Source organism: Kaistella yananensis (genome assembly GCF_026107505.2).
In the GTDB taxonomy this organism is placed as follows: Bacteria; Bacteroidota; Bacteroidia; order Flavobacteriales; family Weeksellaceae; genus Kaistella; species Kaistella yananensis.
In genome coordinates this window covers 651,459-677,048 of record NZ_JAPCHZ010000001.1, presented here as the reverse complement: position 1 = coordinate 677,048, position 25,590 = coordinate 651,459, and the positions used below count along the sequence as shown (strand labels likewise).

Annotated in this window: 30 protein-coding genes, 2 tRNA genes and 2 pseudogenes; 3 read left to right on the top strand and 31 right to left on the bottom strand. The window is 35.0% G+C overall.

The features are described 5' to 3' along the window. Positions 1-40 precede the first annotated feature (40 nt). Positions 41-1,354: an IS1380 family transposase gene (locus OK344_RS03055; RefSeq protein ID WP_124986422.1), complete on the top strand. Its 1,314-nt coding sequence runs from the start codon at positions 41-43 to the stop codon at positions 1,352-1,354. Next, positions 1,351-1,572: an RteC domain-containing protein gene (locus OK344_RS03050; RefSeq protein ID WP_444875026.1), complete on the top strand. Its 222-nt coding sequence runs from the start codon at positions 1,351-1,353 to the stop codon at positions 1,570-1,572. Before OK344_RS03055 ends, OK344_RS03050 begins: the two co-directional genes overlap by 4 nt. Before the next feature lie 345 nt (positions 1,573-1,917). Here the strand turns inward: OK344_RS03050 and OK344_RS03045 are convergent. The 25 genes and pseudogenes from OK344_RS03045 to OK344_RS02925 all read right to left on the bottom strand — a co-directional run bounded on the left by OK344_RS03045 (position 1,918) and on the right by OK344_RS02925 (position 19,610). Then, positions 1,918-2,745: pseudogene (locus OK344_RS03045) on the bottom strand (PRTRC system ThiF family protein). Continuing rightward, positions 2,742-3,473: a PRTRC system protein B gene (locus tag OK344_RS03040; RefSeq protein ID WP_407936698.1), complete on the bottom strand. Its 732-nt coding sequence runs from the start codon at positions 3,471-3,473 to the stop codon at positions 2,742-2,744. The pseudogene OK344_RS03045 and the gene OK344_RS03040 overlap by 4 nt, the downstream one beginning before the upstream one ends. A gap of 21 nt (positions 3,474-3,494) precedes the next feature. Continuing rightward, the gene (locus OK344_RS03035) at positions 3,495-4,655 is read right to left on the bottom strand and encodes a hypothetical protein (RefSeq protein WP_265143389.1); all 1,161 of its coding nucleotides are present in this window, start codon (positions 4,653-4,655) and stop codon (positions 3,495-3,497) included. Between the two features lie 87 nt (positions 4,656-4,742). After that, positions 4,743-4,961, bottom strand: coding sequence for a PRTRC system protein C (locus OK344_RS03030; protein WP_265143388.1), 219 nt, complete (start codon positions 4,959-4,961; stop codon positions 4,743-4,745). A 41-nt stretch (positions 4,962-5,002) separates the two neighbouring features. Further along, positions 5,003-5,527, bottom strand: a complete 525-nt coding sequence (locus OK344_RS03025; RefSeq protein ID WP_265143387.1) for a PRTRC system protein E — start codon at positions 5,525-5,527, stop codon at positions 5,003-5,005. 50 nt (positions 5,528-5,577) lie between these two features. Further along, positions 5,578-6,090 carry a DUF1281 family ferredoxin-like fold protein gene (locus tag OK344_RS03020; protein WP_265143386.1) on the bottom strand — a complete coding sequence of 171 codons (513 nt, stop codon included), beginning with the start codon at positions 6,088-6,090 and terminating at the stop codon, positions 5,578-5,580. Continuing rightward, positions 6,074-6,319, bottom strand: a complete 246-nt coding sequence (locus OK344_RS03015) for an addiction module toxin RelE (protein WP_265143385.1) — start codon at positions 6,317-6,319, stop codon at positions 6,074-6,076. Before OK344_RS03015 ends, OK344_RS03020 begins: the two co-directional genes overlap by 17 nt. An 11-nt stretch (positions 6,320-6,330) precedes the next feature. Beyond that, positions 6,331-6,738 (bottom strand): single-stranded DNA-binding protein, encoded by a 408-nt coding sequence (locus OK344_RS03010; RefSeq protein ID WP_265143384.1) that lies wholly within the window; start codon positions 6,736-6,738, stop codon positions 6,331-6,333. Positions 6,739-7,268: 530 nt separating this feature from the next. Next, complete coding sequence (locus OK344_RS03005) at positions 7,269-8,117, bottom strand: DUF8464 domain-containing protein (RefSeq protein ID WP_265143383.1); 849 nt, start codon at positions 8,115-8,117, stop codon at positions 7,269-7,271. 418 nt (positions 8,118-8,535) lie between these two features. Continuing rightward, positions 8,536-9,672: a hypothetical protein gene (locus OK344_RS03000; RefSeq protein ID WP_265143382.1), complete on the bottom strand. Its 1,137-nt coding sequence runs from the start codon at positions 9,670-9,672 to the stop codon at positions 8,536-8,538. A 22-nt stretch (positions 9,673-9,694) separates the two neighbouring features. Continuing rightward, complete coding sequence (locus OK344_RS02995; RefSeq protein WP_265143381.1) at positions 9,695-9,910, bottom strand: hypothetical protein; 216 nt, start codon at positions 9,908-9,910, stop codon at positions 9,695-9,697. 29 nt (positions 9,911-9,939) lie between these two features. Then, on the bottom strand, positions 9,940-10,644 hold the full coding sequence (locus tag OK344_RS02990) for a hypothetical protein (protein ID WP_265143380.1): 705 nt from the start codon (positions 10,642-10,644) through the stop codon (positions 9,940-9,942). Between the two features lies 1 nt (position 10,645). Further along, complete coding sequence (locus OK344_RS02985; RefSeq protein ID WP_265143379.1) at positions 10,646-10,897, bottom strand: DUF3853 family protein; 252 nt, start codon at positions 10,895-10,897, stop codon at positions 10,646-10,648. Positions 10,898-10,920: 23 nt separating this feature from the next. After that, a complete protein-coding gene (locus OK344_RS02980; RefSeq protein WP_265143378.1) occupies positions 10,921-11,514 on the bottom strand; it encodes a transcriptional regulator in 594 nt (197 codons plus the stop codon). A 9-nt stretch (positions 11,515-11,523) separates the two neighbouring features. Beyond that, positions 11,524-11,781: a helix-turn-helix domain-containing protein gene (locus tag OK344_RS02975; protein WP_265143377.1), complete on the bottom strand. Its 258-nt coding sequence runs from the start codon at positions 11,779-11,781 to the stop codon at positions 11,524-11,526. A 191-nt stretch (positions 11,782-11,972) separates the two neighbouring features. Continuing rightward, positions 11,973-12,452 carry an immunoglobulin-like domain-containing protein gene (locus OK344_RS02970; RefSeq protein ID WP_265143376.1) on the bottom strand — a complete coding sequence of 160 codons (480 nt, stop codon included), beginning with the start codon at positions 12,450-12,452 and terminating at the stop codon, positions 11,973-11,975. Positions 12,453-12,484: 32 nt separating this feature from the next. Next, positions 12,485-13,681, bottom strand: coding sequence for a chymotrypsin family serine protease (locus OK344_RS02965; protein ID WP_265143375.1), 1,197 nt, complete (start codon positions 13,679-13,681; stop codon positions 12,485-12,487). A gap of 27 nt (positions 13,682-13,708) precedes the next feature. Beyond that, positions 13,709-14,551: an RteC domain-containing protein gene (locus OK344_RS02960; RefSeq protein ID WP_265143374.1), complete on the bottom strand. Its 843-nt coding sequence runs from the start codon at positions 14,549-14,551 to the stop codon at positions 13,709-13,711. An 87-nt stretch (positions 14,552-14,638) separates the two neighbouring features. Continuing rightward, positions 14,639-15,064 (bottom strand): hypothetical protein, encoded by a 426-nt coding sequence (locus OK344_RS02955; RefSeq protein ID WP_265143373.1) that lies wholly within the window; start codon positions 15,062-15,064, stop codon positions 14,639-14,641. 9 nt (positions 15,065-15,073) lie between these two features. Further along, positions 15,074-15,604: a hypothetical protein gene (locus tag OK344_RS02950; protein ID WP_265143372.1), complete on the bottom strand. Its 531-nt coding sequence runs from the start codon at positions 15,602-15,604 to the stop codon at positions 15,074-15,076. A 20-nt stretch (positions 15,605-15,624) separates the two neighbouring features. Next, positions 15,625-15,993 carry a hypothetical protein gene (locus OK344_RS02945; protein WP_265143371.1) on the bottom strand — a complete coding sequence of 123 codons (369 nt, stop codon included), beginning with the start codon at positions 15,991-15,993 and terminating at the stop codon, positions 15,625-15,627. A 4-nt stretch (positions 15,994-15,997) separates the two neighbouring features. Further along, on the bottom strand, positions 15,998-17,614 hold the full coding sequence (locus OK344_RS02940) for a hypothetical protein (protein WP_265143370.1): 1,617 nt from the start codon (positions 17,612-17,614) through the stop codon (positions 15,998-16,000). A gap of 74 nt (positions 17,615-17,688) precedes the next feature. Continuing rightward, a pseudogene (locus OK344_RS02935) lies at positions 17,689-18,339 on the bottom strand (ATP-binding cassette domain-containing protein); the annotation flags it as partial. 138 nt (positions 18,340-18,477) lie between these two features. Continuing rightward, positions 18,478-19,338, bottom strand: a complete 861-nt coding sequence (locus tag OK344_RS02930) for a TonB-dependent receptor (RefSeq protein ID WP_265143369.1) — start codon at positions 19,336-19,338, stop codon at positions 18,478-18,480. Between the two features lie 50 nt (positions 19,339-19,388). Continuing rightward, a complete protein-coding gene (locus OK344_RS02925; protein WP_265143368.1) occupies positions 19,389-19,610 on the bottom strand; it encodes a hypothetical protein in 222 nt (73 codons plus the stop codon). 338 nt (positions 19,611-19,948) lie between these two features. On the opposite strand from OK344_RS02925, the gene OK344_RS02920 reads away from it, so the two are divergent. Then, a complete protein-coding gene (locus tag OK344_RS02920; protein WP_265143366.1) occupies positions 19,949-21,607 on the top strand; it encodes a helix-turn-helix domain-containing protein in 1,659 nt (552 codons plus the stop codon). Here OK344_RS02920 and OK344_RS02915 read toward each other — a convergent pair. The 6 genes from OK344_RS02915 to OK344_RS02890 form a co-directional block, all read right to left on the bottom strand. Then, positions 21,591-22,829: a site-specific integrase gene (locus OK344_RS02915; protein WP_265143365.1), complete on the bottom strand. Its 1,239-nt coding sequence runs from the start codon at positions 22,827-22,829 to the stop codon at positions 21,591-21,593. The two genes, OK344_RS02920 and OK344_RS02915, sit on opposite strands and share 17 nt — an antisense overlap. Before the next feature lie 251 nt (positions 22,830-23,080). Continuing rightward, a tRNA-Asp gene (locus OK344_RS02910) sits at positions 23,081-23,154 on the bottom strand. A gap of 32 nt (positions 23,155-23,186) precedes the next feature. Further along, a tRNA-Asp gene (locus OK344_RS02905) sits at positions 23,187-23,260 on the bottom strand. A gap of 128 nt (positions 23,261-23,388) precedes the next feature. Next, entirely contained in the window at positions 23,389-23,706 is a 318-nt protein-coding gene (gene trxA, locus OK344_RS02900) for a thioredoxin (RefSeq protein WP_265143364.1), read from the bottom strand. A 73-nt stretch (positions 23,707-23,779) separates the two neighbouring features. Further along, the gene (locus OK344_RS02895) at positions 23,780-24,955 is read right to left on the bottom strand and encodes a cysteine desulfurase family protein (RefSeq protein WP_265143363.1); all 1,176 of its coding nucleotides are present in this window, start codon (positions 24,953-24,955) and stop codon (positions 23,780-23,782) included. A gap of 39 nt (positions 24,956-24,994) precedes the next feature. Continuing rightward, positions 24,995-25,582 carry an HAD family hydrolase gene (locus tag OK344_RS02890; protein ID WP_265143362.1) on the bottom strand — a complete coding sequence of 196 codons (588 nt, stop codon included), beginning with the start codon at positions 25,580-25,582 and terminating at the stop codon, positions 24,995-24,997. Between the last annotated feature and the right edge of the window lie 8 nt (positions 25,583-25,590).

Genomic DNA, 25,590 nt, shown 5'->3' with positions numbered 1-25,590 from the left:
TTCTAATATCCAACTGCGTAGCAGTAGAAAAAAATAAGCGATGAAATTCGATCTATCCTTTACCAATAAAGAGATTACGCCTTGGGGAGGAATGGTGTTTTTAAAGCAAATGTTGGACAAAATCGGCTTTAGAGAGCAAATTGAAAAATGCGAATCTTTACCTGTGTCACTTTCCAATAATTCTTATAAAAAAGAAGTTTTGCTTGAATCTTTTATTACGAGTATTTGGTGTGGCGCCAATCGTTTTTTGCACACAGAAATTACCCGTGCAGATAAGGCTCTTGGGGAAATATTTGACTGGCGGAAAACCCCTGCTCAGGACGCATATAAACGCTATTTTGGCAAGTTTACACAACACATCAACCAGCAAGTTGGGCATCATTTTTTCAGTTGGTTTTTTCAGAATTTGAACCTCAATTATTTTACGTTAGACATTGATTCATCTGTAATTACTCGATACGGAGAGCAAGAGGGAGCAAAAAAAGGCTACAATCCTAAGAAAAAAGGAAGAAACAGCCATCATCCTATCATTGCATTTGTGAACGATGTAAAGATGGTCGCTAATTTTTGGCTCAGGAGCGGTGATACTTCTTCGGCAAATAATTTTGTAGGATTTTTAGAAGAAACACTCTTAAATTTTGGGGATAAAAAAGTAGGATTAGTTCGTTTGGATAGTGGTTTTTTCCAGAAAGACATTATGGATTATCTTGAATTAAAAACACTCCAATACATCATCGCTGCAAAATTTACTCACCCCATTCAACACTTGATAAACCAGCAAGATTTTTGGATAAAAGTTGATGAGGGCATCGAAATTTGCGACAAATATTATCAAGCAAAAAACTGGGAAAAGCCAAGAAGGATAGTCATTGTAAGGCAAAAAACAGCACAACGGCCGAATGCGGCAGGTCGAATATTAAGCCTGTTTCCGGAAGATGAAATCCATAGAAATTATCGTTATTCAGCCTATATTACCAACCAAGAACAATCGGCAACAGATGTTTGGAGAACGTACCGAAACAGAGGCGATGCAGAGAATCGAATCAAGGAATTAAAGGCAGATTTTGGAGCCGAAAGTTTTAACCTTAAAGGCTTTTTCCCTACAGAAGCTGCACTTATATTTTCGATGATTGCTTATAATCTGATGTCAATTTTCAGACTGTTTGTTCTTCAGGAAAAAACGCAGAAAACATTATCTACACTACGATATAGAACCTTTGCTATTGGAGCTTATTTTGAAAAAGTAGGTGACACACTCAAACTGAAGATTGCACTCACCAAAAAACGCAGAAAATGGTTCGTCGGAATTTGGGATTACCCCATAGACTTATCTCAAAAAATTTCAACTGCGTGATTTGGGTTTATTCACTGCATTCGCAGGGTTCCATTGACAACGGGAATGCCGACATTAAAATCATTGCCAAGACCTTTGAGAATATGTTTAATATTGACTTAGGGGATTTCTACCATTCCTATTTGGAACTGAAAGGCAGGAAGATAAACCGAACGAAGTTCCTTGATAGTCTTCGGGATGCACTTATCAAAAGAATGGACGAGCAAGACGAAAAATAAAGGTAAAGTTTCACTGCTTTACCTTTATTTTTTATAAATTTGCAATAATGATTTACAAGGTAATTGAATGAAAGCAAGTGCAGTAAGCACCATTACTAAATCGTTACCGATAACTCTTTCGGTTCTTGTAAACTACTCTTTATTAGTCAGTTTTGACTAAATTAATCTTTTTTTAAAAAAAAACAAAAAAATACCGCAACCTCTTTTCAAAAACATCCCATAGCAAAGCATCGGCAATGTTTTAGAAATGTGGTTGCTCCTATTTCGCAAAAATGCGGTTCCGACCGTAGTGAGGAGCTGCATTTTTGCCGCCGACCAAATTTTGGATTCGGTCGGCGATATTTTTTACAATCTTATCGGTTGGGACTGATAATTTTTGAGATTAAGGAAAAATCCCCTGTATTCTGTCATTCCGTTTCGGAACAAATTCCACAAAAGCGAACTTCCCATTTGTGCCAAAGTGGAGTTGATAAACAAGTCCTGTTTCCCCAATGCTTCCGCCAAACTGCAACTCGGTGTGTCGTCCTGCATTTCAGAATTCCTCAATAGTTCGCCAAATTCTTCGGTTACGAAAGGCAGATTTTCAACCGTATTGTATTTTTCTGATTGGGGTTGGCTGATTTTTCCAATTGTGGAAAGGACGACCTGTCCAGTATTTTGGCTGTTTCCAAAGTCCATCCAATAACGTGGACGGTTGGAATAATAGCCTACATTTTTTAAGTTTTTCAATATTTCGGCAATTTCAAACCGTGTCTTCACATTATCCACGCAGGAAATATAGATACTTGCTCCGGCATTTTCGGGAAGCCTGTTTAGTCTGTCTTTTTCAAATTTTCGAGTTTCTGCTTTCCAATCCGTCCCGAAAAATCGGTTGGCTCGGTTGATTAATGCGACAGATTTGTGCAATCCCAACTCACTTTCTGCAAATAGTTGTCAACCAAGATTGGCTTCGGTTACAATATCATTATCCCACAATCTTACGGATAATCCTGCGTGGTGAAGTTCATTAAGTGCGTGGTTCATTCTTGCCAATGAAGTAAGCATTTGCGAACCTGTTCCTCCTGCTCCGATTAGGTTTACAGAAATCGGATTGGTTGGGTTCAGTAGAAGATTGTCCGTAAAGTGGACTTTAGTTTTAATGTCTTGTTCAGTTGTAGTTATTGCGATATTCATTTCAGTAGGTTTTTTAAGGTCTTGTTGGATTTTTTAAGCACTTTGTTTGGAAATTTGTTCCCTGTTCCTATTAACTCTTTCCACAGATTCAAACAGTTTCCGTTGATTGGGTTATGTCCGTTCATCAAATGGCTGAAATAGGAATTGAAAAAATAATCTTCCCATTTTTGGGTAAATTCTTCCAATGAAGCAGATTTTTTGATGTCCACATCCACTGTTCCCATACAGACATTTCCGTTTTCGTAAACATTGAAAAATGGGGCATAGAAAAGCAGCGTGTTTTCTGTCGGTCTCCTGTTGTTGGCGAGTGCAAAAACGGTCAAGTTTCGTTCGGTTGCGAACCAAAGCAGTGCGGGAACTTCTCCTATTCCGTTGGGAATTTCTAAATTTCCACTAAAGAATAGATTCCGCTTACCTGATTTTGTGAACCAAATTACCGAAGCATTTTCGCTTGGGTTGATGTGCAGAATATTCGTCGCCAAAATCCCTTTAGGATTCAAAAATTCTCGTCTTTTTTCCTTTTTCGTATTGACTGCCAAAGATTTTGCCAATACTTTCGCTTCTCTCTCTGTCAAAGGATGGGCGTTGATTGGATTTCCGTTTTTATCCATATCAAAATGCTCTACATAGTTATCTTCAATTTGCTCCTTAGATTGATAAAAAACCAATGCTGATGTTGGATAATAAAGTGTTCCGAAGTTTTGGGTTATATCTTCCATTTCTTTAATTTAAATATTGATTGATGATGTTTAAGAGTTGTTCAGTAAATCTATCAGTTCCTCTATCAAACGAAAAATTCTTTTTTCATAATCGAGGTTTATATCTGTCAAATCGCTTCCATCAAACTTTTTGATAATTGTCGGTTCTTCTGTCGAAGCATATTCTTGAAACTCCATATTTACATTTTCAAAAAGTGTCTGAAAAAGGCAACCTTTATCTTCCGCACAAAAGGAAATATATTTGTCCATTGATAGAGATGAATAGCGCTCATCATCGTCAAAATTTCTTTGAATTTGTGCGTTCCGATAAATGTTTTCATTAGGATAGTTCTGATATAGTTCATAGAGTTTTGATGCCAATAAAAAGCAGTCATTATCAAATTTGTCTTTACTTTTAAAGGCATTTAAACGCTCTTTAAACCGACTTAAATTTTGATGGCTGAAAATTTTCTGCGCCATTAATTCACCGATAATTTCCGCCTGCTTTAATTCATACAAGTAATTTGCAGTATCTTCGTTTTCATCATCAGAAACAATCCAATCCGTTATCATTTCATACATCCAATACAGATAACTGTTTTGGTCCCGATAATACGGAATCTCTGCAACGTGATACAGATACGAATACACCGACTTTAAAAGTTCTGTTGCCTGTTTTCTTTTTGGATTTTTTGACAATCGGTATAGTGCAACAATGGGAATGTAATAAAGCATTGAACCTGTATCATAGCGTTCCTTAGTGGTAAGGTAGATTTTTTCTTCTGCCTTTATTAATCGAACTTCTTCCCAATCTCCTATCTTATTTTTGAGTTGGTATTCAAGATCGTCCAATGCCAATGCAATATTGTAAGGATAATCAAAATGCTTTGTCGGTTTCGTTTGGATCTGGTAGTGTTCCGCCAATTGGGAAAGGGAATTGTAAAAATCCCTTTCCATTATTTTGGTTTCAATTGTCGATAATTTTTCTGTCTTGCGTTCTCTCAATTTTGGCAGAAATGTCGCCTTTAGAAAACCATTGGCAGTTGGTTGATGGGAACTGATTTCCGTTTGTCTTTCCTTATTTCCGAACCATCTTTCGGGCGTTTCATCCATTCCGAAAATTCGGTTAGTTGTCGGTGCAGTTGCCTTTGTTTTCTTTCTTCGGGAAGTTTTATGATTCCCGAAATGGTGTTTTGTTGTTGCATAGTTCATAATTGATGATTGATGATTGATGATTGATTTATGATGATTTAATATCTAAATCCAAAAACCTCGCAAAATGGGAGGTTAGAGGCAATTTTATCCTTTTGTTCCCATTACACTTTCAAATCTGTATTGAACCGTATCGTCCTTGATTTGTGGTGCAGAAACTTTGGCTGTTGTCAGAATCGGATAGGTGTTGGAATAAAAATTCATCACCGCTTCTACGCTCCATTTCGGTTCCGGGTCGGGAAGTTTGATTTCCTGTCCGTTGTCTTTCAAGATAAACACTCTTTCTAATTGGGTGGCTAATAACATAATTTCTCATTTTTAAGATTCTATTCTGTAACTTCGTTTACCTATTTTGTTTTCGTGAAAAGACTTGGAGCAAAATGTCTTTCGTACTCGTCCTGCTTTTTTCGGATGACTTCTGCAAAGTCGGGAAACTCCGATGATTTGGGAAGTGCCGACCACGCTTCTTTGTATTTGCCGTCTTTTTCGAGTGCTTCGGCTTTTTCAAAGGCTTCTTTGTATTTTTTCTCTTTGGCTTCCTTATCTTTTTTCTCTTTATCGGCTTTTTCCTTTTCCATTGCGGATTTCTGTTTGGCTTCTTCGAGTTGCTTCATATACTGCTCCATATCCACCATCAGTCCCCATGCGGTTTTTAGCGGTGTTGAAATTCTCTCAAAAAAACCGTTATCCAATTCTTCGGCTGTTCCCCGAAGATTTAAGGGCGGAATAAGTTTTCTCGCATCGTCCCCGCATTGCTCGTTGTGGAGCAATACGGAAAGGACGAAACTATTTTCTGTGGTTGGTCTTAATGTAATCTGCAAATCGCCTGTAAGGTTCAAATTGGCGAGTTGTCTGAAAAAATTGGTCTGCATATTTTTTGCTTTTTGAATTGTTGTTGGTCGTAATGGTTCTAAATTTTTAATCAAATTGGATTGCTGTTTTGCAATAGTTGGACATTCTCATTCCTGCTTCTCACCTTTCTTTCGAGTAAGGTTTCCAATATTTCGGCATCGCTGTCATAGTATTCTCCCTCAAAATGGTAGGTGTCGGTTTCATCATCATATTGATACTTTTCAAAATCTTTATCGTCCAAGTCGATTTCTGTCAGTATTCCATCTTCATAAATGCTCCTGCCGTAAAGCAAGCTTCCCATTTCCTCGTAGTCGTGGATAAAGTCCACATTGAAGCGTTCCGCAATCTGAACCAAAACTTTGGTGTTCTGCGACCATTTCGTTTGATAACTGAAAATGCAGTCGCCTTCATCCCAAATGATATCGAAGAAATATCCTCCGTCTTTTGGATTAATAAAATTGGGAAGTTGTCCGCACTGTTCGCTTCTTTCAAGGCTTATCATTCTTCGGAACTTCGATTTTATCTGTTCCAATGCTGTTTCGTTGCCTTCAAAGGCAACCATATTGCTACACCAGTTTGCCATAATTTTTTGAATATAAAGGTTCTGAATTTTCGTAAATGTAGGTTCCGCTTGTCTTCAGCGGTTCTTTTCCCTCTGTCAGTCGGATTTCCGATTTGAACATTTTGGATAGGTTTCTCGCATAGCGTATTGCGGTGGTTCTGTCGCAATGGGTTTTGTAGTACACCTCTATTTCTTCCCAATCTCTTTTGTCGGTTCGGTGTTTCATCTGAAAATTAAATTGTGCTGTCATTTTGTGATTCTTTAGAATGGTAAATCGTCTTCGGTTTCTTCTGCAAATGGGTTCTCGTTCTTTGGTTGCGCGGTTTGTTTCGCAATGGTTTGGGTTGCATCCAACCTTTGTCCGCCACCGTGAAGTTTGATTTTAGAAGTGTGGAAATTCAGTCCCGACTTTATTTCGCCATCCTTTCCTATCCACGCACTCGAACTGATTCTTCCCGATAATTCCACCAATGTTCCTTTGGTAAGTATTTTGGCGACATTCGGACTAATCCAATAAGAGCAGTTGTAGTAAGTGGTCTGTTCTTTCCTTTCTCCATCTTTGGTTCTGTAGCTGTCGTTGATGGCTACTGAAAAATTCACGACCTGTTTGTCGTTTCTTAATTGGTTGATTTCTGCGTTTTTGGTAACTCTACCGATAATTGTGTTCATAATGTGTTGTTTTAAATTGTTGATATTTCGTTGATTTTCGTTTTGTCAGTTGGTCAAATTTTCGAGTGAATTGATTTGGTATCGAGGACACTCGGCTTTTCTTTTTCTTTTATATAGTGTAAGGACACTATTGTTTCCTGTATTTTTTTGTTTTCCCGCTGATGTCAAAGAGCGTCTTTTGTTGAATTGATTCGTACAACTGAGGTTCCGGCTTTTTCTTTGCCGATGACCATAGGACGGTAACAGACACACAAAACCCGATTCGTTCCACTGATGAAATCATCAATGCCGAATCGGGCTTGAAATCTTTTTGTCCGAAGGATTTAGGAGTGTCTGGAAAAATTATTGGAGCGTGTGGAAAGAATTTTTGTAGAAACCCAAAAAGATTTTTTTGAGTGGCTGTTGCCGTCCTACATTTGCAAACGTAAAAGCAGAGCCAAGGTTGGAGTAAGTTTAAAGGACGCTGTTGTCAGAAGAAAATAAAGGAAATGAAGTAAAATTTTGGATTTAATCTATTTGAATTGAAAATTTCATCGTTTATCCGAACACCACCACTCATTCAAATCCTTGAAATCGTGATAAATTAACGAGCAATCTTCAACAGTTTTATATTTACAATGATTTTGAATTTTCATCTTAGAAGATTTGCCATTGTCATCGTTGTCTAAAAAAAGGCAAATTTTGTTATAATTCTTTAGAATTTCTTCCGCTCTAAACAGCATTGAAGTAGAATTTAAAATTAGATAATCACAAGTTGGAGTTTTGTTTTTCTCCAAATTTCGGTAAGTGAGGTAATCGAAAAAACCTTCAAAAATTACGATTTCAGAACTTTTTGTACTCAACTGAATGAGTGTAATATCTTTTTTGCCAAGACAGATTTTTGAATAAGTACTACGAATTTCAAATCCCCCCGATTGATTTTCAAATCCAATTCCGAAGCCTTGTTTGCCACCTATTTCATAATGAATTTCTCTCACTAATTCTTTTTGTTCAAATACTTTTCGCGATTTTAAATAATCTGCCAAAGCAGGATGCCAGACTTCCTGAACTTTAGTAATTCTGTGATTTTCTCCTTTTGTAGTTGGCGTTTTTGAACTTGCATTTTCGCTGATGCCAGCAAATTGTGCAAGGTATTTCAAGGCATCTGAAACGGAACATTTATTTATCTGCTGAACGATGGAAATCACATCATAACTTCTGCCTGTCCCAAAATCGAATGCCTGATTTTTTTCAAAATCAACAGAAAGACTCGGGATTTTCTCCTCCCTGTCCAACGCAAAGTAAAAAGCGGTTTTCCTATTTTCTTTGACGGGAAAATGATTGAAGGATTCCAAAACCGCGCGGATTAGAATTTTTTGCTTGATGTTTTTGCAATTCATTTTTTTCTTTTTTAAAGCAATTGACTTATACACATTTCCTTTTAAATAAAAAAAGACTTTTTAATTTCTTTTAATAATACTTTTAGTTTATTGTCAAAGTCCCTTTTGACAAAGGATTTCTTTCTATTTTATGGTGAGTCCAATTCCGAATTACGGGTGAGTGCAAATCCGAAAATGTGGTGAATGCAATTCCGAAAAACAAACTGTTTTTTGGTGAGTGCAATTCCGAATAAATTTTTTTCTTATTACACCAAATCTTGAGTTATCCACAAAAAAGGCAGTCATCCGCAGTTTTACACTTGCATTGGAATTGTCGGTGAGTGCAATTCCGAAATCAGAATCAAAAATTCCTATTTATTAACAGTTCTTTAACTTTTGAGAGTGCAATTCCGAATTACGGGTGAGTACAATTCCGAATTCAGAGGATTATCGGGTAGCCATTGGGAAATAACTCTCCCATTTTTGTGTTCCCATAGATAATCTTGATATGTTCCTGAATTTCATTTAAGAACTGTTTTCCCTGAAACCGTGTTGATTTTATTTTGTTCATTCTGCAGTTTTGTATGAATTGCTTAAATGCCCTCTCTATCAAATCCCTCGTCTGTGCAATGTTTTTATACTGATGGAAAAACTGTATTGCATCGGTTTCACCCAATCCATATCTGCTTTTGAAATAGATAAGTCTTCTTGTTATTTTTTCCGTAGGATCAAAACGGTTTTTCATTTGATCAAATTTTTCAAATGGGCTTGAGTTCAATAATTGATTATCGGTTTGAGCATTTTTGTTGTGATATGGAACGATAAAGATGGAATCTTTTTCATATCTGAAATTGAAGGAAAGCGTATTGAAATTATCAAAACTAATTCGTGCGGGCTTTAAAAATTTGAAGCAAAAATCCTTCGCGGATTTATAATTCAGTCCAAACTTTTTGTTGAATGTTGCAAGTTTTAAAACCGTTCCGCTTTCGGGAATTTTGGAAAGCCAAATCGCAAAAATAATATGCTTGTTGTTTCGGATATTGTACACGAGGTTGTAAAGGACGTAGTTGTATTCGGGAATGACCAGCAGCTTCTTCAACCAGTAACTGCTGATAAGGAAACTTGTAAAACCTCTCTGGTCGTAACTTGGCGTGGAGATAAGTCCGCCAAATGTCTTAATCTCCCTACCTTTTGAGTTTATGGATTTGTACCATCCCATTTTGAATTTGGCGAGAAACTCGTAAGCATCTACCACCTGCTTTGTGGAACCACTTGGCGAAATCCTGCTGTTCCGTATTTTGATCGAGGCGAAAATATTGTTTTCGGTCTCAAACTCTTCATCAAACAATGAGAGTTGTTTTGGGCGAATTTCCGGATGGAACTGTTCGTTTCCGATAATCGAGATAATGTTGAAAATCACTCTAAGTGCATTAATCGGAATATCTGCTGCCTGCTGGTCTTCGAAAATAAAATCATCCACAAATCGGTTGCCGAAGCGTATTTTTTCCGGAACATTATCAACTTTATTTTCAAATTTTTTACGGATGAGTTTTACCTCTTTTTCAGGAACAGCCATTTTAATCTCGTCATTAAAACCCCTATGAATTCTTCTGTAGTTTTATTTTCTCACTTTTAAGCGTTTTAGAGCCTTCGTTGAGATTGTAATATCTGTAAACATCAATTCCTTCACATCTAAAAACTCTTTTCTCTGCCTTTCCAAAGTTTGGAATCCTCACTTTCTGGATTCCTAAATATTCGGCAGATATTCCATTGATACTCACTTTTTGTCCGGGCTTCAAATCTGATATTTTCATAGTATCGAGTTCTTTGTAAGTAATTGTTTTTAAGGAGAGTTTGGTCTGTTGATTGTGGGAATTTCAACTGACGCGTTTTCAGCATTAAGGTTGTTCGACAAATACGGCAAAACACTTTTCAAAGAAGATTTCCAGTTCTTAATGGGTCTTCCAAAGTTGTTGAGCCAATTGTTTTTTTCCCAGGTTTGATATTTCTCTTTGATGTCTGAATCCAGTTCCTCTTTGTAGGAATCCAATGTTTTTGCATACGCTAAAAATTCTTCAAATGTTGGATTTTTGCTGTCTTCGGATGGATTTGGTTCTGTCGGTTTAGATAATTCCGTAATTAGCAGTTTGTCATTTGGTAAAACATCACTAGAAATTGCTTTTGAAGAAAAGAATTCTACTTCTTCTTCAACGAAAGATTCGGACTCCGGTTGACTCTTTTCAGGGGTTTTCTCTAAAGTCTCAATATTTAAATTGTAGTTGAGAATTAACCGGTACGAACACGGCAAACCTTTCTTTGCCTCAAATTGAATAAGTTCATAATTTTTCAATCTTTTCTTGGTTGTCTTCACCGTTTTTCTCGTGATTCCTAAAGTGGCACTGATTACACCATCCGAAACAACTACTTTATAAGAATTATTTTCATTACCCATCTTCAGGAGATACAAATACATGGCAATAGCGATCGCACCAAGACGGGTATTTTCATTGAAGCGCCACAATCGATCAATAAGTTCCTGATAATACATTCTAATTTTTTCGAAGAAGTTCTAACGCTTTCTTCTTATCGATAATGATAATATTTCCCTTCTGGACAATGGCTTCATTTAAAATTCCCGTTGACTTTATTTCGGAGGCCTTCGATCTCGAGCAACCGAGGAATTTTGCTAAGCCTTTTAGTCCGTGAGCATAATTTTCGTCAGCAACAATTTTTTTGGATACTTCCAAAAACTCTTCGACAGTAAGGTTTAATAGTGGGGTTTTCGAATTTATGCGTTTCATTACACTTTCGTATTTTAACGAGATTACAATTCCTTTCTATCTAATTTCTTCAACCAATTTCTTGCTGCAGCCGTCCAACTTTTCATTGGAAATTTTCGGGCAACAGTCCATCCGATTTTTTCGTAATAATCATAAAATTTTTGTGCTTCTTCCATTGGGGCTTCTTTTTCCTGAAAATACATTCGTATTTCAGAAAGATGTGGTGGCTGAAAATCTATTGAGTTAACATTAGGTGAGTTTTTACCTACATCCATTAAGTTTTCATCTTTGAAAGAATTGAGCGATTTGTCAATTGCAGAGTCAATATTCCTACTTTTACGCTGGATAGATGAAGTTTCTACGATAGTAACCAAACTTCCAATGTATGGGTTGAAACTCGGCTCATAAATGATGTAGCCTAGATTATGCAAATCTGTAAGACATTTATGGTAAGTGGCGACGGATTTTATCTTGCTTACTTTCATCACCTCTTCTCTTACAATTCGAAATTGATTTTCAAAACGATTAATTGTCCACAGTTGGAAAAGCGACATATACATGCTGATATGCGTAGGACTTAATCTATCATTATTCAGAATTTGGCTGAAAAAACTGTTCAGATATTGCATGCAGTTCATAACCTCCAATTATTTAGGTTGCACCATTTTTTCAATATCCTGAAAATCATAATAAATTGTTCCACCCACTTTTGAATAGCGAAGAGTCCCGTTGATTCGTAAGTTTTGGAGTGTGCCGGATGAAATGTTAAGTAGTTCCCGAACTTCCGCTGAGCGAAGCCATTGTTTCTGTCCTGAAGATTTTGAATGAAATAAACTTTTAATATCCTCCAAAAGTTCTTTTTTGAAATCCTGAAGGTCTTCTTTGGTGAGTACTTCGATTGCCATAATGATAAGAATTTATTTGTGGCAACAAAGTTTGGGATTATCTGTGAGACCATTTCACAAGTGAAACCGAAGTTGTGAACGATTTTTTAAAACAAAAAACCCTAAAAAGTGTTATTAAAAATTACTTTTTAGGGTTTATAAACTGAGCAAGTTGCAAATCACAAGTTGCACAGAATTGTGATTTTTTCTAACTATTCAATTAAAAATTCATCGTATACATATCGAACATCTTTGGGATTCTCAGAAATCCATACTTTTTTACCAATTCTATAAAGTCCTTTTTCTAACTGCTTATTTTTCATAAAAGTTTTCAAAAAAAGCGGATAAGATTTTGAGGTTTTCTTTTCTAATGAATAATTAATCTCTCCAAAAACTAATTTAGGATCTAAAGCCTGTTTTAACCATTTTTCATCATTAAATTTCTCAATAATAAAATCGCTTGAATATAATATTTGATTTTCAGTATTATTTATGAGTTTATAAGTACCCTCTTTTTTTGAATCAGAATAATTGAAAATTTTTGGTGAAATTTTTAGTACTACCTCCGTTTTTTCACTTCTATTTAAGACATTTTCATTCATTGAATATTTATTAACAGATGGATTTGTAGGATTGAGTTTTTTGTTACATCCATAACTTATAGTAAGCAATAACAAAAGCAAACTTCTCATTACTTTATTTTTAATAATTAAGTTACTTATTTTTAATTCCTAGATAATCCAAAAGTACTAAGGATATTTGTAGCTTTTGTAAAATATCTTGTCGTTCCAATTGCACCCATATGTATTCCAGCTGTTGGTCTTGCCCCAGTACTACTTATGTAAGTATAAACAGTACCACCACTATCACCCTCATCACTATTATAATCTGCAGTTGACATATTATCAATAGTTTCCCCTGTAGCACTAATTATACTTATATTCGTACTTAAAATCTTACCAGATGTTGCCCCCGTCTGCCTACCTCTTTTATTAACAACTGTTCCAACACCGGGAAGAGTTGTAGATAAAGACAAATTGTCAACAGTGCTGCAAAGTGTATTACTTACTTCATCTGTTGATATATTATTTAAAACAACAAATGCAGCATCAACCGTTCCAGATTGTTTTGAATTTGCACAAGTGCCAACCGCTGCACCTCCATAATAAGCAGTTTCGCCAACTGATATTGCATGACCGGCAGTAACAAATCCGATTTTTCCATCAGAATTTCTTTTTGCCTTAAATCCTACTGAACCAGCGGTGACCATGGAAGGGGTTCTATCAACGGCACATCCCGGATATATTATTGTTTCTAATTTAACTCTTCCACTTACATTTGTAAATTTGATTCCTTCTTTTCCAAATATAGATTTTTCTAAGAGAGATTTCTTGTATTCATCCAATCCCAAAACATTGACCTCGATTGTATTAAATTCATCCATTACCCCAAAGGTTGAAATAAAATTTAACAAAGAGGGATCCTCTTTAGTTTTTGCCCAAACATTCAATTCATCCATTAAGCCTGTTAAATATTTATAGGAAAATTTTGCCGGCTTAAATTTTACTTTGTCTTCGTCAATTATTTTCAGTATTTCTTTTTTACCTACGCCAAACTTACCTGAAATATAAATGGTTAAAATATCCTTATCAGATATAAATGAACCTCCATAATAATCTGGATAACTAACATTGGATTTCCCTAATGCATTGTTCGCTCCAAAAGCTTGCATTAATTTCCCAATCTTTAAATTTGCTTCTTCCTGAATTGCTGCATCAGCTTCTTCATTTATATCAGAAGTAAACTTTGTGATTTTTTCAGAACCTCTTTCATCAAATTGAGTTGATATTGAAGAGTCTGAGCATGATGTGAATAGTAAAAATAAACAGCATGCTAATGTCATAAAAAAATGTTTTTTCATAATATTATGTATTTTGGTTAGTAATAATTAATTTTCATCCGCATCATCCATTCTTTTTACAAGGGTTTCTTTCAGATTATCCAGAAACTTCGTTTTTGAGGATTTACGAATTCTAATTTCAAGGAAAACTCTGTGAAACTGTCCTAGATCGATATTGAACATTTTCTCAAAACTTTCTGCAATTTCTTTCAGTTCCACTGCGCCATTGTTAAAAACGCCTTCTGCGTGCAAAGCATAAAGCAATTCAATTAGCGAAACCTTTGGAGCTGTCCATTTTAAACCGGACAAAAGTTCTGCCTTCTCTTCTCTGCTGTGGGTTTTGTAAAGATTAGTGAGCTCATTTTCAAGATAAACCTGAAGTTGGTCATTGGCAATAATTTTGGCCACTTTATAGTCGTGGGAAGTAGTGAAAGAATGGTCCGATTCAAAGAAGTAAGTATCCAAACTCAGCTTTATATCATACTTACCTCTTACAAAATAATGATCATCCAGAAAGGTATTTCCAGTTCTGTAATATTTATAAAACTCTAAATTATTCTCAAAATAATTTTTGAGCTTGGCCAATTGTGATTCATAATATTTTCTAATAATTTTCTCACCACCATTTGGCTTTTTGGTCTCTATCCTGAAAACTGAATTATGATAGATTAATTTTGAAAGAATTTTTGGTTTAATATTTTTGAAAAACCAAATTTCATCTTCAATATTTTGGAATGGGTGTTCGAGAACATATTTCTTAAGCTCAGAAAGCGTATCCAAACTCAATTTGATGGCCAACTCGGAAAATACAATGGGATTATCAATCTCCATGGATAATTCCTGGATGTTTTCCTGGAGCGTTTCGATTATATTTTCAAAATATTCCTGCATTTGGTTTTGATAAGCAAAGCAAAAATATTGTTGAATTGTCCTAATTTACAAGCATTATAGGTCGTGATTTATAAATTAGGACGGGCTTTATAACTCTGCAACTATTTTATTAAATATGTCTTCAGCCAATTCCTTATTTTTCTGTTCATCTTCATTACCAAAATCGGGTTTCTTAATCCAATCAATCTTGTATTCTGGCTCTAATAGCTTAACAAAATCGACAGTGGTTCCCCTCGTTCGAGTTGCGCACAGAATAATATCGCAGTTCATTTCAACAAAAATGTTCAAGCTTGTTTTCAACCTAGAATCAGGATCACCTTGGCTTTCTATCCCAATTAATTTACCATTAATTTTAACCGTAACTCTGATATCACCTTTTTCATAAAAAATATTCGTATCAGTCTCAACGATTATTTTATTACCAAATTTTTTAATAAGCAGTTTGTATACCTCCTTAATTGTTGAGGTTTTTCCTATTTCTCCTCTGCCATAAAGTGCGTAAATGTTTTTCATAATATTTTTCTAGAAAGTGTAGCCTATTCTTAAATGAATATCAAATTCTCCATAATTTTTATATTTAAACTCGTGGCGGAAACCAAAGCCAAAGCCAGCTTCATAATTAAAATGATTGCCGAAGTTCCTTCTAATTCCCCATTTCGGAACAAAAGAAATACTCTCAATTGTTTTTAAATCTTTATTGTTAGAAAAGACGACAGCATCTGGTCTATAATTAAGGGCAATTCCAAAAAAATTTCCTGAATTGTTATTTATTGGATAGCCTTTTTCAACTCTTTTTTCAAGGTTATAATAATACCTAGGTTCAAGTCTAAAATTTGGATGCCAAACTGTACCATCTCCGACAAGCCAAATAGGCTCAATGCCAATTTCTGACCTTAGCACAATTGATTTTGCCAATTTTAGTTCGTTGTTTGCCCAAAAACCAACAAAGCCCGTCTGAATATTAAAGACTGACTTTTCAACACTAACATTTTTTTCTTGAGACAGTGCTAAACTAGAAATAGTAAGTAGTGCAATTATATATACTTTTTTCATTTTATCTTATGCAATTTTGATTATTGTTTTGTTACAGTCCAGCTACCATTTAAAGATCCTTGTTTCCATACTCCTGATTTAGTATTTAAACTACCCGAAAGAAAAAAACCAGAATTTGAATACGTATCATTTAAAACACCATTATCATAGACTTGTCCGTAGAAAGTTTCTGTGGTACTATTAAAAATGCGTTTTACTTCAATATTACCAGCTTTATAGACCATTATTTGTAACTGACCATTTTCAGCACCATTATATGCTCCATACCAGGTACCCTGGTATGGAGATGTATAATTGTTTAACTCTGTATTAAATTGATTTTGCTCAATTATTCGTTGACAACTTGTAAAGCAAAATGCAATAATTAATAAAAAAGTTAATCGTTTCATTTTCTTAATTATTTATAGTATTTATTTTACTACCGTGCCACTGCCCATTCCTTTTAGCAATTCCATACATTAAAACTCTAAATTCTTGAGGCTTATGCAATCCCTCTCCAGTTGTTGGGCTAATATTTCCGGTTGAAGGGTCTAAATTAAAGCCAACTTGAAATCCCCAATCGAATGATTTTTCTAATTTATCATCATTATAGGCACTATTATAAAATGTTTTTTGTATAAGAATTTTTCCATATGTAGGAGCTTTATACATATATGTGATGTTATTAGCAGTAGGTGCAGGCTTACCTAGATTTTGCCACCAAGTACCAAGGGTAGGAATTACATAATTCCAAAATTGCTGGTTCAATTTGTCTGCAGTTAAAGCTTTATTACCCGCTTGAATTGCTTGGTTGATGTATTGATTATTGGAAAACTGTTCAATAACAATATCATCTTGTAATATTTTTGGGAAGCCTTGAGTTGAATAACCAGTAATGTTCAAACCATTTTGTGACCAATAAGTAGTTGCGTCAAACATTAGACGACTATTATTGTTGTATATTGTGGTTATATTATATTGTGTCTGAGGATATTGAAAATAAGAAGAATAGTCGTATGAAAACTGACCGCCAATAACTCCCAATCTCAATTCATCACAATTTTCCTTACGCCATATTCCTGTCCAACCCTTATACTGATGCTTAACTTTAACCCCTAAATTATAGACCAAATAATAGTTATAATTATAAGCCTTTGTCTTTACTCGGTATCTACTTTCATACTGATCTTTACAAATATCACTATCTCCAAAAATACCATCAAATAGGCCATTTGTAGGACTGCAGTTTTGAAGACCATTAATGAAATTTACCATTTGCTGATTAGGATCTACAACTGGTGGATAATAGGTTCCACCACCTCCGCCACCACCACCAGAGTCGGGATCAATCGGAGCAATTCTCGCATTAAAATAATCAATATTGGTATCAACCGATATTCTTTGATTTGTCGGCTGGGATTCTATAAAATTTTCTTTTACAGATTCATCAGTAGGATAAAGCAAATCATCTGAAATATTTCTTACTGCTAAATAATCTCCCAATTCTTGGTAGTTTTCCTCTGGAACTATAAATAAACCTACATCAGTATATTTATAAATTTCATCTGCAACCTGAATTTCAGCTTGTTGATTTAAAAATGCACTATACGCATCATCACCTACAATTTCTTCCAAATCATCAATGTCATCGGCAATTTCTTCATCATTTGCAATTCTGGCACCAGCATTTTTTGTTGCCATAAAACGCTTATTTGTCTTTAAATAAGAAATCCTGGTTTGTAATTTATCATTAACTAGTTTCTCATTTTCTTTTGTGACAACAGGTCTCAATGATATGATATTTTTACTATCAATGTATTTTGCAATGGCTTCATCATCAGCATTTTTTACTTTATCATATGCAAATTGTAATGATTCTTTGTTGGGGAAATACAATCTCCCATTCTTCACACTGCTTTCTTGAATACTAACATCATTAGTTTTTTCTGTGTTTGGTAACTCTTCTCTACACGAAGCTACTAACGTTAAAAAACTAAAAGTAGCAATTTTTAAAAAATTGTTGTTTTTCATTATAAATTTGATTTTTGATTAATACAATTTAATCTTGTATTGCGCACTACTTGATTAAAAAGTCTTTTAATTAATTAATTTCCCAATTCCAATTGATTTTTAACCAAATTAAAGTAATCTGCCTTTTTGTTTACCAGCTCCTGGTGATCTCCATGTTCTACAATCTCACCATTTTTCAGTACAATAATTTGATCTGCATTTTTTACTGTAGAAAGTCTGTGAGCCACTATTATCACTGTTTTTCCTTTAAAGAAAGATTGCAGATTATCGTGAATTATCTTTTCATTTTCTGAATCCAAGGCAGAGGTAGCTTCATCAAACAAAATGAAGTGTGGGTTCTTGTAAACTGCTCTTGCAATAAGAATTCTTTGTTTTTGTCCTCCTGAAATACCGTTACCTGAAGCTCCAATTTTCGTATTTAATCCTAACGGAAGTTCTTCAACAAAAGACTTAATATTTGCAGTATCTAATGCTTTATTTAGCTTTTCATAATCAATATTTTCATCGCTTGTTGCAATATTTCTCTCAATCGTATCAGAAAAAATAAAACCGTCCTGCATAACTACACCGCAGTTTTTTCTAAGATCCGTTGGAGAGACATCATTTAGATTTAAATGATTAAATTTTATTCCACCTTTTACTGGTTCATAAAATTTCAGCAGCATTTTCATCAACGTTGTTTTCCCGCTACCGCTAGCCCCGACAATTCCCGTCTGCTTTGCCTTTAGGTTCATATCGTTGTTAAAAACATCGGTGTTGGTGGCGATATTCCATTCTCGGTCAAACTGATAAGATTTGGTATTGTAGTAGGATCCGATTATATTCAAACTTAACTCGTCTTTTTTACCGATGTTTTTTGAGTATTACAAATCTACAGAAGGGTTCGAATAATTGGAATTGCTGTTGTGAATGGTATTATGCGAGGTTTCTGAAGCATCCTTTGTAAACAAACTTGTTCCAAGTCCTTTATTAAAGCTTGAATTCAGCACCATATTAAATTTTGCCTGAAACGCATACTTTCCTGCATCCACATTCGCATATCTTAATCCCATATTATGATAAGTGTATCCAAAATGGTCCTTTTGCTGTTCTTCTGAACGGTAATGACTATTGTGTAAATGATAGTCGTACACTTTGTCAACGATACGGTTGTCATAATCCCGCAGATTAATAGAATATTCCAAGCCAAAATCATTCTTACCTTTCGTATACCCTGCGTTAGCCGAGCCGATTACAAATCCTGTAGTCAATGCCGAAGTAACGTCTGCACCGTAAGAATACCCAACTTCGGGATTTCTTGTAATGATGTTCACCACGGTTTCGGCGCGTTGGGAATATCTTGCAGGCGGAATATCGAAATATTCAACACGAACAACATTGGTCGGTACAATGCTCTTTATTTGGTTGTCCGAGGCTTCAATGCCGTTAATCAGAAAAAGCGTTTTTCCGCCTATAATGCTTACGATGGTATTTGAAATGGGATCGAGTTGCAATTCTGGAAGTGTAGATAACAAATCCTTGGAATGTCTTGATTTTTCCAATGCTTCTTTATCAAAAGTATAATTGGCATGATCGGAAAATTGTTTCTTTCGTTGCAATTTTATAAGAACCTCTTTAATTTCTTTTGTAGTAATACTATCATTTTTATTTTGTGCACCTACAAAATAAAATGAAGCTAAGGCACAAGGAAAAGAAATTAATTTTATAAAATTTATTTTTACCATAATTCTAAATTCACATTTTATAAATGTAAACAATCATCTAATGAATTATATTACCAATTATGTCCATCTTTTACGGGAGGATCTTTAGGAGTATTCTCCATTTGGGTGTTGTTTTCTGCATTAGTCTGTATATTTGCAGAATCATTAACCGTTTTTGCTGCAAACTTTAAGTTTTGATTTTCAGAAAAATCTGAGATTTGTTCTGCTTCTCGACATCCAATTGCTGAAAATAATACAGTAGCTAATGCTACGAATGAGATAAACTTTTTCATATTTTTTATTGTTGTAAAGTTTATCCCGGCCGGGAAATTTTTATTTTAGAATTCTGTGGCTAATGTATTAGGGTTAAAAAAATCGTGCAAGGATATGGCGTCCTGAACTAAGGAATTTAAGATTAATGACGTCAGCATTTATAAATTACGACACAAAAAAAATAATATTAGCTGAAAATCAACATGTTGGACGGTAAATTATTTTTCTTGAATTTTCCCCTACTCTAACGAAAATTGTTTATTTTTGAAACTAAAGTTCCATTCAATATACTTCGATGAATTTTAAATCATACATGTTTTTAGTGTTTGTAGTATTCTCGTTTTCATTTTTATCAAAAATGAATGCGCAAGAAACTTACATTGATGCTAGAAAAAAATATGAAATGTATGAGCAAAATGACGATTCAGCGCTTCCCATAGTTAATAAATTTATTTATAAGGCTAAATCCGAAAAAAATTATGAACAATTAGCACAAGGTTATGAAGATGCTTTTTATTTTAGTTCAAACCCAAATAAGAAATTAAAATATGCTGACAGTTGTATTATTGCATCTTTGAAAACTGATAATAATGATCTTATAAGTCGCTCTTACTTGGGAAAGGGCACAATTTATTATTTTAATTTTAAAAAATATCAGCCAGCGCTTTCAGAGTATCTTAAAGCCTATGAATATTCTAAAAAGGGATCCGATGAATATCAAAGGTATAAGATAATTTACCATATGGGTGTAGTCAAAAGCTATTTGGGATATTTCAATGAGGCTGTAAAACATTTCAAAGAATGTATTAGTTTTTTTGAACCTAAAACAAAAGGAAATTATCACCCAAATTTAATTTACAATAATAGCAAAGGATATCTCAATAGCTTGCACCAAGCAACCATTTGCTACAGAAACTTGAGTAATTTCAAAAAAGCAGATTCTTTAGTGCAAGTAGGGTTACAATTCACTAGCAGAACAAAAGATTTTCCTTTAGAAAAGGCCTATTTTACAAAATGTAAAGGAATACTTGAATTTCATCAAAAAAATTACGTTGAAGCAATTGGTAAACTTAATAGTGCCTTACCAATCTTGAAAAAAAATAATGATTTTGCATGGACTTCAGTTGCTGACTTTTATGTTGGAAAAAGTTATTTGGGAATGGGAGACCAAGCCAAGGCTATAAGACAATTTGAAAAGGTAGATTCTATTTTTCAAAAGCACTCTTTCATCGTTCCAGAACTCAGAGAAAATTATGAATTATTAATAAAATTCCGTAAAGAAAAAAAAGATTATAAGCAAGAGTTGTATTACACTAATAATTTGCTTCGAGCCGACAGTATTTTAACGAAAGACTTTCCATATCTCTCTGCAAAAATTCATAAAGATTACGATACTCAAATTTTAGAAGATGCTAAAATTAAACTTGAGAATCAAAATCATTGGAGTTTACGTGCAATTTTTCTATTAGTTTTTGTAGTTGGAATACTTTTATTTACTACTTGGAAACTATATAAAAAGGAAAAGAATATCAGAATTAAATATTCCGAGTTAAAGGTAAAATTACTAAACCATCAAAAATCAGAACCATTAATTTCTTACGAAAACATACCTCAAAAAAGTAAATCTGTAATAAGCAAGAATGTATTTGCAGATTTGGAAAAAAAATTAGATCAATTTGAGATTTCAAAAAATTTTAAGGAAAATGGGTTAACGCTTCCACAACTTGCGGAGAATTTCGGAACTAACACTACTTATCTTTCAGAATATATTAACGATGTGATGGGAGTGAACTTTAATAAATATCTTTCTACCTTAAGAATTAATTACATCACTGAACTGATGTATAATGATTCTAAAGTTTTGGGTTACTCTGTTCAAGGTTTGGCAGATGAATGTGGTATTTCTTCCCGCCAAAATTTTTCGGATTTGTTTTTGGAAATTAATGGAATACGCCCTACTGATTTTATTAAGCAGAGGAAAAAGGAATTGGAGTCCGGTGTCATATCACTTTCGTAACAGATTTTCCTGGAGAGCTTAATTTGCATTTTAACATTATCATATCCTCACTCACTTTTGCATCCAAAATTTTAGCATAATGTTGAGTAGTTTTAATGCTCTTATGCCCAAGCATCTTGCTTACACTTTCGATAGAAACACCGTTAGATAAGGTAACTGTCGTTGCAAAAGTATGTCTGGCAATGTGATAGGTTAACTCTTTATTTATTCCGCATATATCTGCAATTTCTTTGAGATAAGCATTCATTTTTTGGTTGCTTAGAACCGGCAATAGCTTCCCGGAATTGAGGCGTGTTTTATGGTCCTTGTATTTTTCAATAATATGTTCTGCTTGTGGAAGTAAAGGGATATTGGAAGTTGTCTTAGTTTTTTGCCGCTTGGTAAAAATCCATTTGTTGCCGTCTAATCCAAGATTGATATTGCCCTGAGTTAGTTTCTGCGTATCAATATAAGCAAGACCAGTATAACAACTGAACAGGAAAATATCCCGCACCAATGATAGTCTTTCGTTTTTGAAATCCTTATTGATTAGGTTCTCTAATTCTTTTTCATTGAGGAAAACTCTGGTTACCTCATTAAATTTTGAATGGTAGTTGAGGTAAGGATCTTTGTCGAGCCAGCCATTTGCCAAACAAATTCTGATTATTTTCCCAAAATTTTTCAAATATTTTACTGCGGAATTGTTGTTACAGGATTTTTCGGTTCGTAGATAGAATTCAAAATCATTCAGAAAAGCGTAATCAATCTTTTTAATATCTATGTCAGAAGTATTGAATTTCCATTTTAAGAATTCTTTCGTATGGCTGATGCAAGTTTGATATCTGCCAAGCGTCCCCTTGGCAAATTCTTTTCCTACTAATTTTTCCATCCGGTTATTATGGTCCTGGAAAATTGGGATGAGCATCCTTTTTTTTATTTCTGTACCCAGGAGTTCATTCTTTAAATTTTCAGTTGTAATGAATGAATTTTCCTTCATCAGGAGATGGTAGGCATCATAAACTTTCTGTTCGAATGTCTTGAGGAAAAAATTAAGCGATTTGACCGATTCTGTATTGCCGGTAACCTTTTGTTTAGAATTCCATTGAGCTGGCTTAATATGCCTTTTTGTGCTGATTTCGCTCACTTTTCCGTCGATAGTAATACGGAGATAGATTGGGGCTTCACCCTGAGAATTAATCTTTGCTTTCTTCACATAAAAAAGCAGGTTGAAGGATTGGTTCATAATGTGTCACTTTTTAGAGTTTAAAACTAATCTAAACCAAACCCGGCCACAAGATTTTCAATTTCTGAAAAGCATGTTGAACAGGTGGTTTTCCAATATTTCAGTGACCTGTTTTTGACCGTGGTGACAGGTCACCGAATAGGTCACTAAATATTTATGTTTTTTTGATACTCTTTGGTAGCAGCACAAAACAAAAAATGCCGTAAAACATATATTTTACAGCATTTTGTATTACTTTGTTGTCGTAATTGCGATCCGGACGGGACTCGAACCCGCGACCTCCGCCGTGACAGGGCGGCATTCTAACCAGCTGAACTACCGGATCAATTTTTTGAAAAGTAATTGATAAACTTTTTGCGATCCGGACGGGACTCGAACCCGCGACCTCCGCCGTGACAGGGCGGCATTCTAACCAGCTGAACTACCGGATCATTAATACCTAAAGAACTTCTTTCGTTTTGGTGAGTGCAAAAATACAACTTTCTGGCTATCTACAAAATGTTTTCTCACAAAAAATGCTTTCTTTTTCAGAAAGCATTCATTTTCACGGGATTATTTTTTATAAATGCGCTGATAATTTTTCTGAAATTACCTCTTTTGATGCCACACCTACGATTTTATCAACCACCTGTCCGTTTTTGAAAATCAAAACTGTTGGGATATTTCGGATTCCGTAGTCTACAGAAACCTGCTGATTGTTGTCAACATCCACTTTTCCCACTACAGCTTTTCCTTCAAAATCTGTTGCAATTTCTTCTACAATTGGCCCCAGCATTCTGCATGGTCCGCACCAAACTGCCCAAAAATCAACTAAAACCGGTTTATCGGAATTTAAAACCACTTCCTGGAATGACTGATCTGTTATTTCTAATGCCATTTTTCTATATTTTTATAATTAAATTACTTTTTCGATACAAAATTACAACTTTTCAGCGACTTTGGCTAATCCTCTATCTATGTGAAACATTTGTATTTTCTATCTTAAATGATGCTGCAATTTCCTTCAGGGCAGTGACCAAAGAATCAATTTCTTCTCTGGTCGTAAGATGACTGAAAGAAACTCTTAAAGGTGTGGAATCCTGCATTTCCTCCTCATCCAGAATCATCATCATCACCATCGAAGGTTTTGAAGCCCCTGATGAACATGCACTACCCTGCGAGATTGCGATTCCTTTCATGTCGAGTTTAAGGCCGATCATTGGATCTTTAAAGGGTAAAAGCACGCTTAAAACCGTATATAAGCTTTTGTCATCCTCGGCACTTCTTCCGTTGAATTTAACGCCTTCAATTTCAGCAGAAAGTCTTTCCACTGTATAATTTTTTATCGCTTTAATATGAGTGGCATATTCCGTCATATTTTTCAGAGAAAGCTCCAGCGCTTTACCAAGGCCTACGATTCCGCACACGTTTTCTGTGCCCGCACGTAAAGCCCGTTCCTGGGGTCCTCCTGTGATAATGCCCTTTAATCCTGAAGATTTTCTTACAAAAGCAAATCCGCTTCCTTTTGGACCATGAAATTTATGGGCACTGCAAGATGCAAAATCCAGCGGAATCTCGGAAAAATCAAGTTCCATGTGTGCCATCGACTGTACGGTATCCGAATGGAACAACGCACCGTTTTCTTTACAAATCTTCGCTACTTTTTTAATATCCAGAAGATTTCCGATTTCATTATTGGCATGTATTAAACTTACCAGTGTTTTCTTTTCTGATGCTTTAAGTAACTCCTCTAATTCATTGATGTTGAAATCTCCTTTATGGTCGGGACGAAGATAAACCACTTCAATTCCCTTCCTTTTCTTCATATCCAAAACCGTTTCAGCAACGCATTTGTGCTCCATTGGTGAAGTAATGATGCGCTCTACACCCAAATGATTGATGCAGGATTTAATAATCATGTTGTTGGATTCGGTTCCGCAGGAGGTAAAAATAATTTCAGAAGGTGATACATGGAGATAGTCAGCCACTTCGCGCCTTACATTTTCGATGAGAATTTTCGCTTCCTGGCCGAGACTGTGGGTGGATGATGGGTTACCGTAATTTACTTTCATCACATTTACCATTGCATCGATTACTTCTTCGGCAAGTGGCGTGGTAGCAGCATTATCCAAATATATTTTATCCATTTTCTTAACTTTCTTTTTAGCGGTATAGCGGGTATAAAATTAGTGAAAAAATTCAAACTGGCTTTCATCTGCCCAAGCCAAGATTTCAGTATCGCCGGATGTGTCGCCAAAAGCTATGGTTTTATCGAATTTTCTGCCTTGCAATGCTTCATTAATCCTGTTCACTTTTTCCGGGCCGTTGCAGTTTTTTCCTATAAAATTCCCTGTGAAAATATCATTTTTAAACTCTGCCTGGGTTGAGAGTAGATTCATCCTGAGTTTTTTCGCGAATGGCTTCACCCACATGTCCAGGGAAGCGGTAACGATATAGCATTCAGTTTGGTTTCTGTCGATATTGGTAATGAATTCTAAAGCATTTTCACGAAAAATCTCGTGTTGGTATTTTTCAAAAAAAGCCTGCGATTTGTTTTCAATTTTCGTCCGGCTTTGGCCTTTGAGGATTGAGGCAATAAAACTTTTTTTCACTTTCTCAGCATCCGCGAGCTTGAGTTTTAAAAGCAAAAAAAGCGGAATATGTTTCAGAAACTGTAAATAAAATTTCGACGGATTATAGAATTTAAGATACAGAAACATGGTGTCTTTGTAGGTTAAAGTACCATCAAAATCGAAGAGATACAGTTTTTTCATTTCCAGTT

Coding starts and splice junctions, on each gene's coding strand:
- OK344_RS03055 (WP_124986422.1), top strand. CDS start 41: ATGAAATTCGATCTATCCTTTACCAATAAAGAGATTACGCCTTGGGGA.
- OK344_RS03035 (WP_265143389.1), bottom strand. CDS start 4,655: ATGAACTATGCAACAACAAAACACCATTTCGGGAATCATAAAACTTCC.
- OK344_RS03030 (WP_265143388.1), bottom strand. CDS start 4,961: ATGTTATTAGCCACCCAATTAGAAAGAGTGTTTATCTTGAAAGACAAC.
- OK344_RS03025 (WP_265143387.1), bottom strand. CDS start 5,527: ATGCAGACCAATTTTTTCAGACAACTCGCCAATTTGAACCTTACAGGC.
- OK344_RS03020 (WP_265143386.1), bottom strand. CDS start 6,090: ATGGCAAACTGGTGTAGCAATATGGTTGCCTTTGAAGGCAACGAAACA.
- OK344_RS03015 (WP_265143385.1), bottom strand. CDS start 6,319: ATGACAGCACAATTTAATTTTCAGATGAAACACCGAACCGACAAAAGA.
- OK344_RS03010 (WP_265143384.1), bottom strand. CDS start 6,738: ATGAACACAATTATCGGTAGAGTTACCAAAAACGCAGAAATCAACCAA.
- OK344_RS03005 (WP_265143383.1), bottom strand. CDS start 8,117: ATGAATTGCAAAAACATCAAGCAAAAAATTCTAATCCGCGCGGTTTTG.
- OK344_RS03000 (WP_265143382.1), bottom strand. CDS start 9,672: ATGGCTGTTCCTGAAAAAGAGGTAAAACTCATCCGTAAAAAATTTGAA.
- OK344_RS02995 (WP_265143381.1), bottom strand. CDS start 9,910: ATGAAAATATCAGATTTGAAGCCCGGACAAAAAGTGAGTATCAATGGA.
- OK344_RS02990 (WP_265143380.1), bottom strand. CDS start 10,644: ATGTATTATCAGGAACTTATTGATCGATTGTGGCGCTTCAATGAAAAT.
- OK344_RS02985 (WP_265143379.1), bottom strand. CDS start 10,897: ATGAAACGCATAAATTCGAAAACCCCACTATTAAACCTTACTGTCGAA.
- OK344_RS02980 (WP_265143378.1), bottom strand. CDS start 11,514: ATGAACTGCATGCAATATCTGAACAGTTTTTTCAGCCAAATTCTGAAT.
- OK344_RS02975 (WP_265143377.1), bottom strand. CDS start 11,781: ATGGCAATCGAAGTACTCACCAAAGAAGACCTTCAGGATTTCAAAAAA.
- OK344_RS02970 (WP_265143376.1), bottom strand. CDS start 12,452: ATGAGAAGTTTGCTTTTGTTATTGCTTACTATAAGTTATGGATGTAAC.
- OK344_RS02965 (WP_265143375.1), bottom strand. CDS start 13,681: ATGAAAAAACATTTTTTTATGACATTAGCATGCTGTTTATTTTTACTA.
- OK344_RS02960 (WP_265143374.1), bottom strand. CDS start 14,551: ATGCAGGAATATTTTGAAAATATAATCGAAACGCTCCAGGAAAACATC.
- OK344_RS02955 (WP_265143373.1), bottom strand. CDS start 15,064: ATGAAAAACATTTACGCACTTTATGGCAGAGGAGAAATAGGAAAAACC.
- OK344_RS02950 (WP_265143372.1), bottom strand. CDS start 15,604: ATGAAAAAAGTATATATAATTGCACTACTTACTATTTCTAGTTTAGCA.
- OK344_RS02945 (WP_265143371.1), bottom strand. CDS start 15,993: ATGAAACGATTAACTTTTTTATTAATTATTGCATTTTGCTTTACAAGT.
- OK344_RS02940 (WP_265143370.1), bottom strand. CDS start 17,614: ATGAAAAACAACAATTTTTTAAAAATTGCTACTTTTAGTTTTTTAACG.
- OK344_RS02930 (WP_265143369.1), bottom strand. CDS start 19,338: ATGGTAAAAATAAATTTTATAAAATTAATTTCTTTTCCTTGTGCCTTA.
- OK344_RS02925 (WP_265143368.1), bottom strand. CDS start 19,610: ATGAAAAAGTTTATCTCATTCGTAGCATTAGCTACTGTATTATTTTCA.
- OK344_RS02920 (WP_265143366.1), top strand. CDS start 19,949: ATGAATGCGCAAGAAACTTACATTGATGCTAGAAAAAAATATGAAATG.
- OK344_RS02915 (WP_265143365.1), bottom strand. CDS start 22,829: ATGAACCAATCCTTCAACCTGCTTTTTTATGTGAAGAAAGCAAAGATT.
- trxA (WP_265143364.1), bottom strand. CDS start 23,706: ATGGCATTAGAAATAACAGATCAGTCATTCCAGGAAGTGGTTTTAAAT.
- OK344_RS02895 (WP_265143363.1), bottom strand. CDS start 24,955: ATGGATAAAATATATTTGGATAATGCTGCTACCACGCCACTTGCCGAA.
- OK344_RS02890 (WP_265143362.1), bottom strand. CDS start 25,582: ATGAAAAAACTGTATCTCTTCGATTTTGATGGTACTTTAACCTACAAA.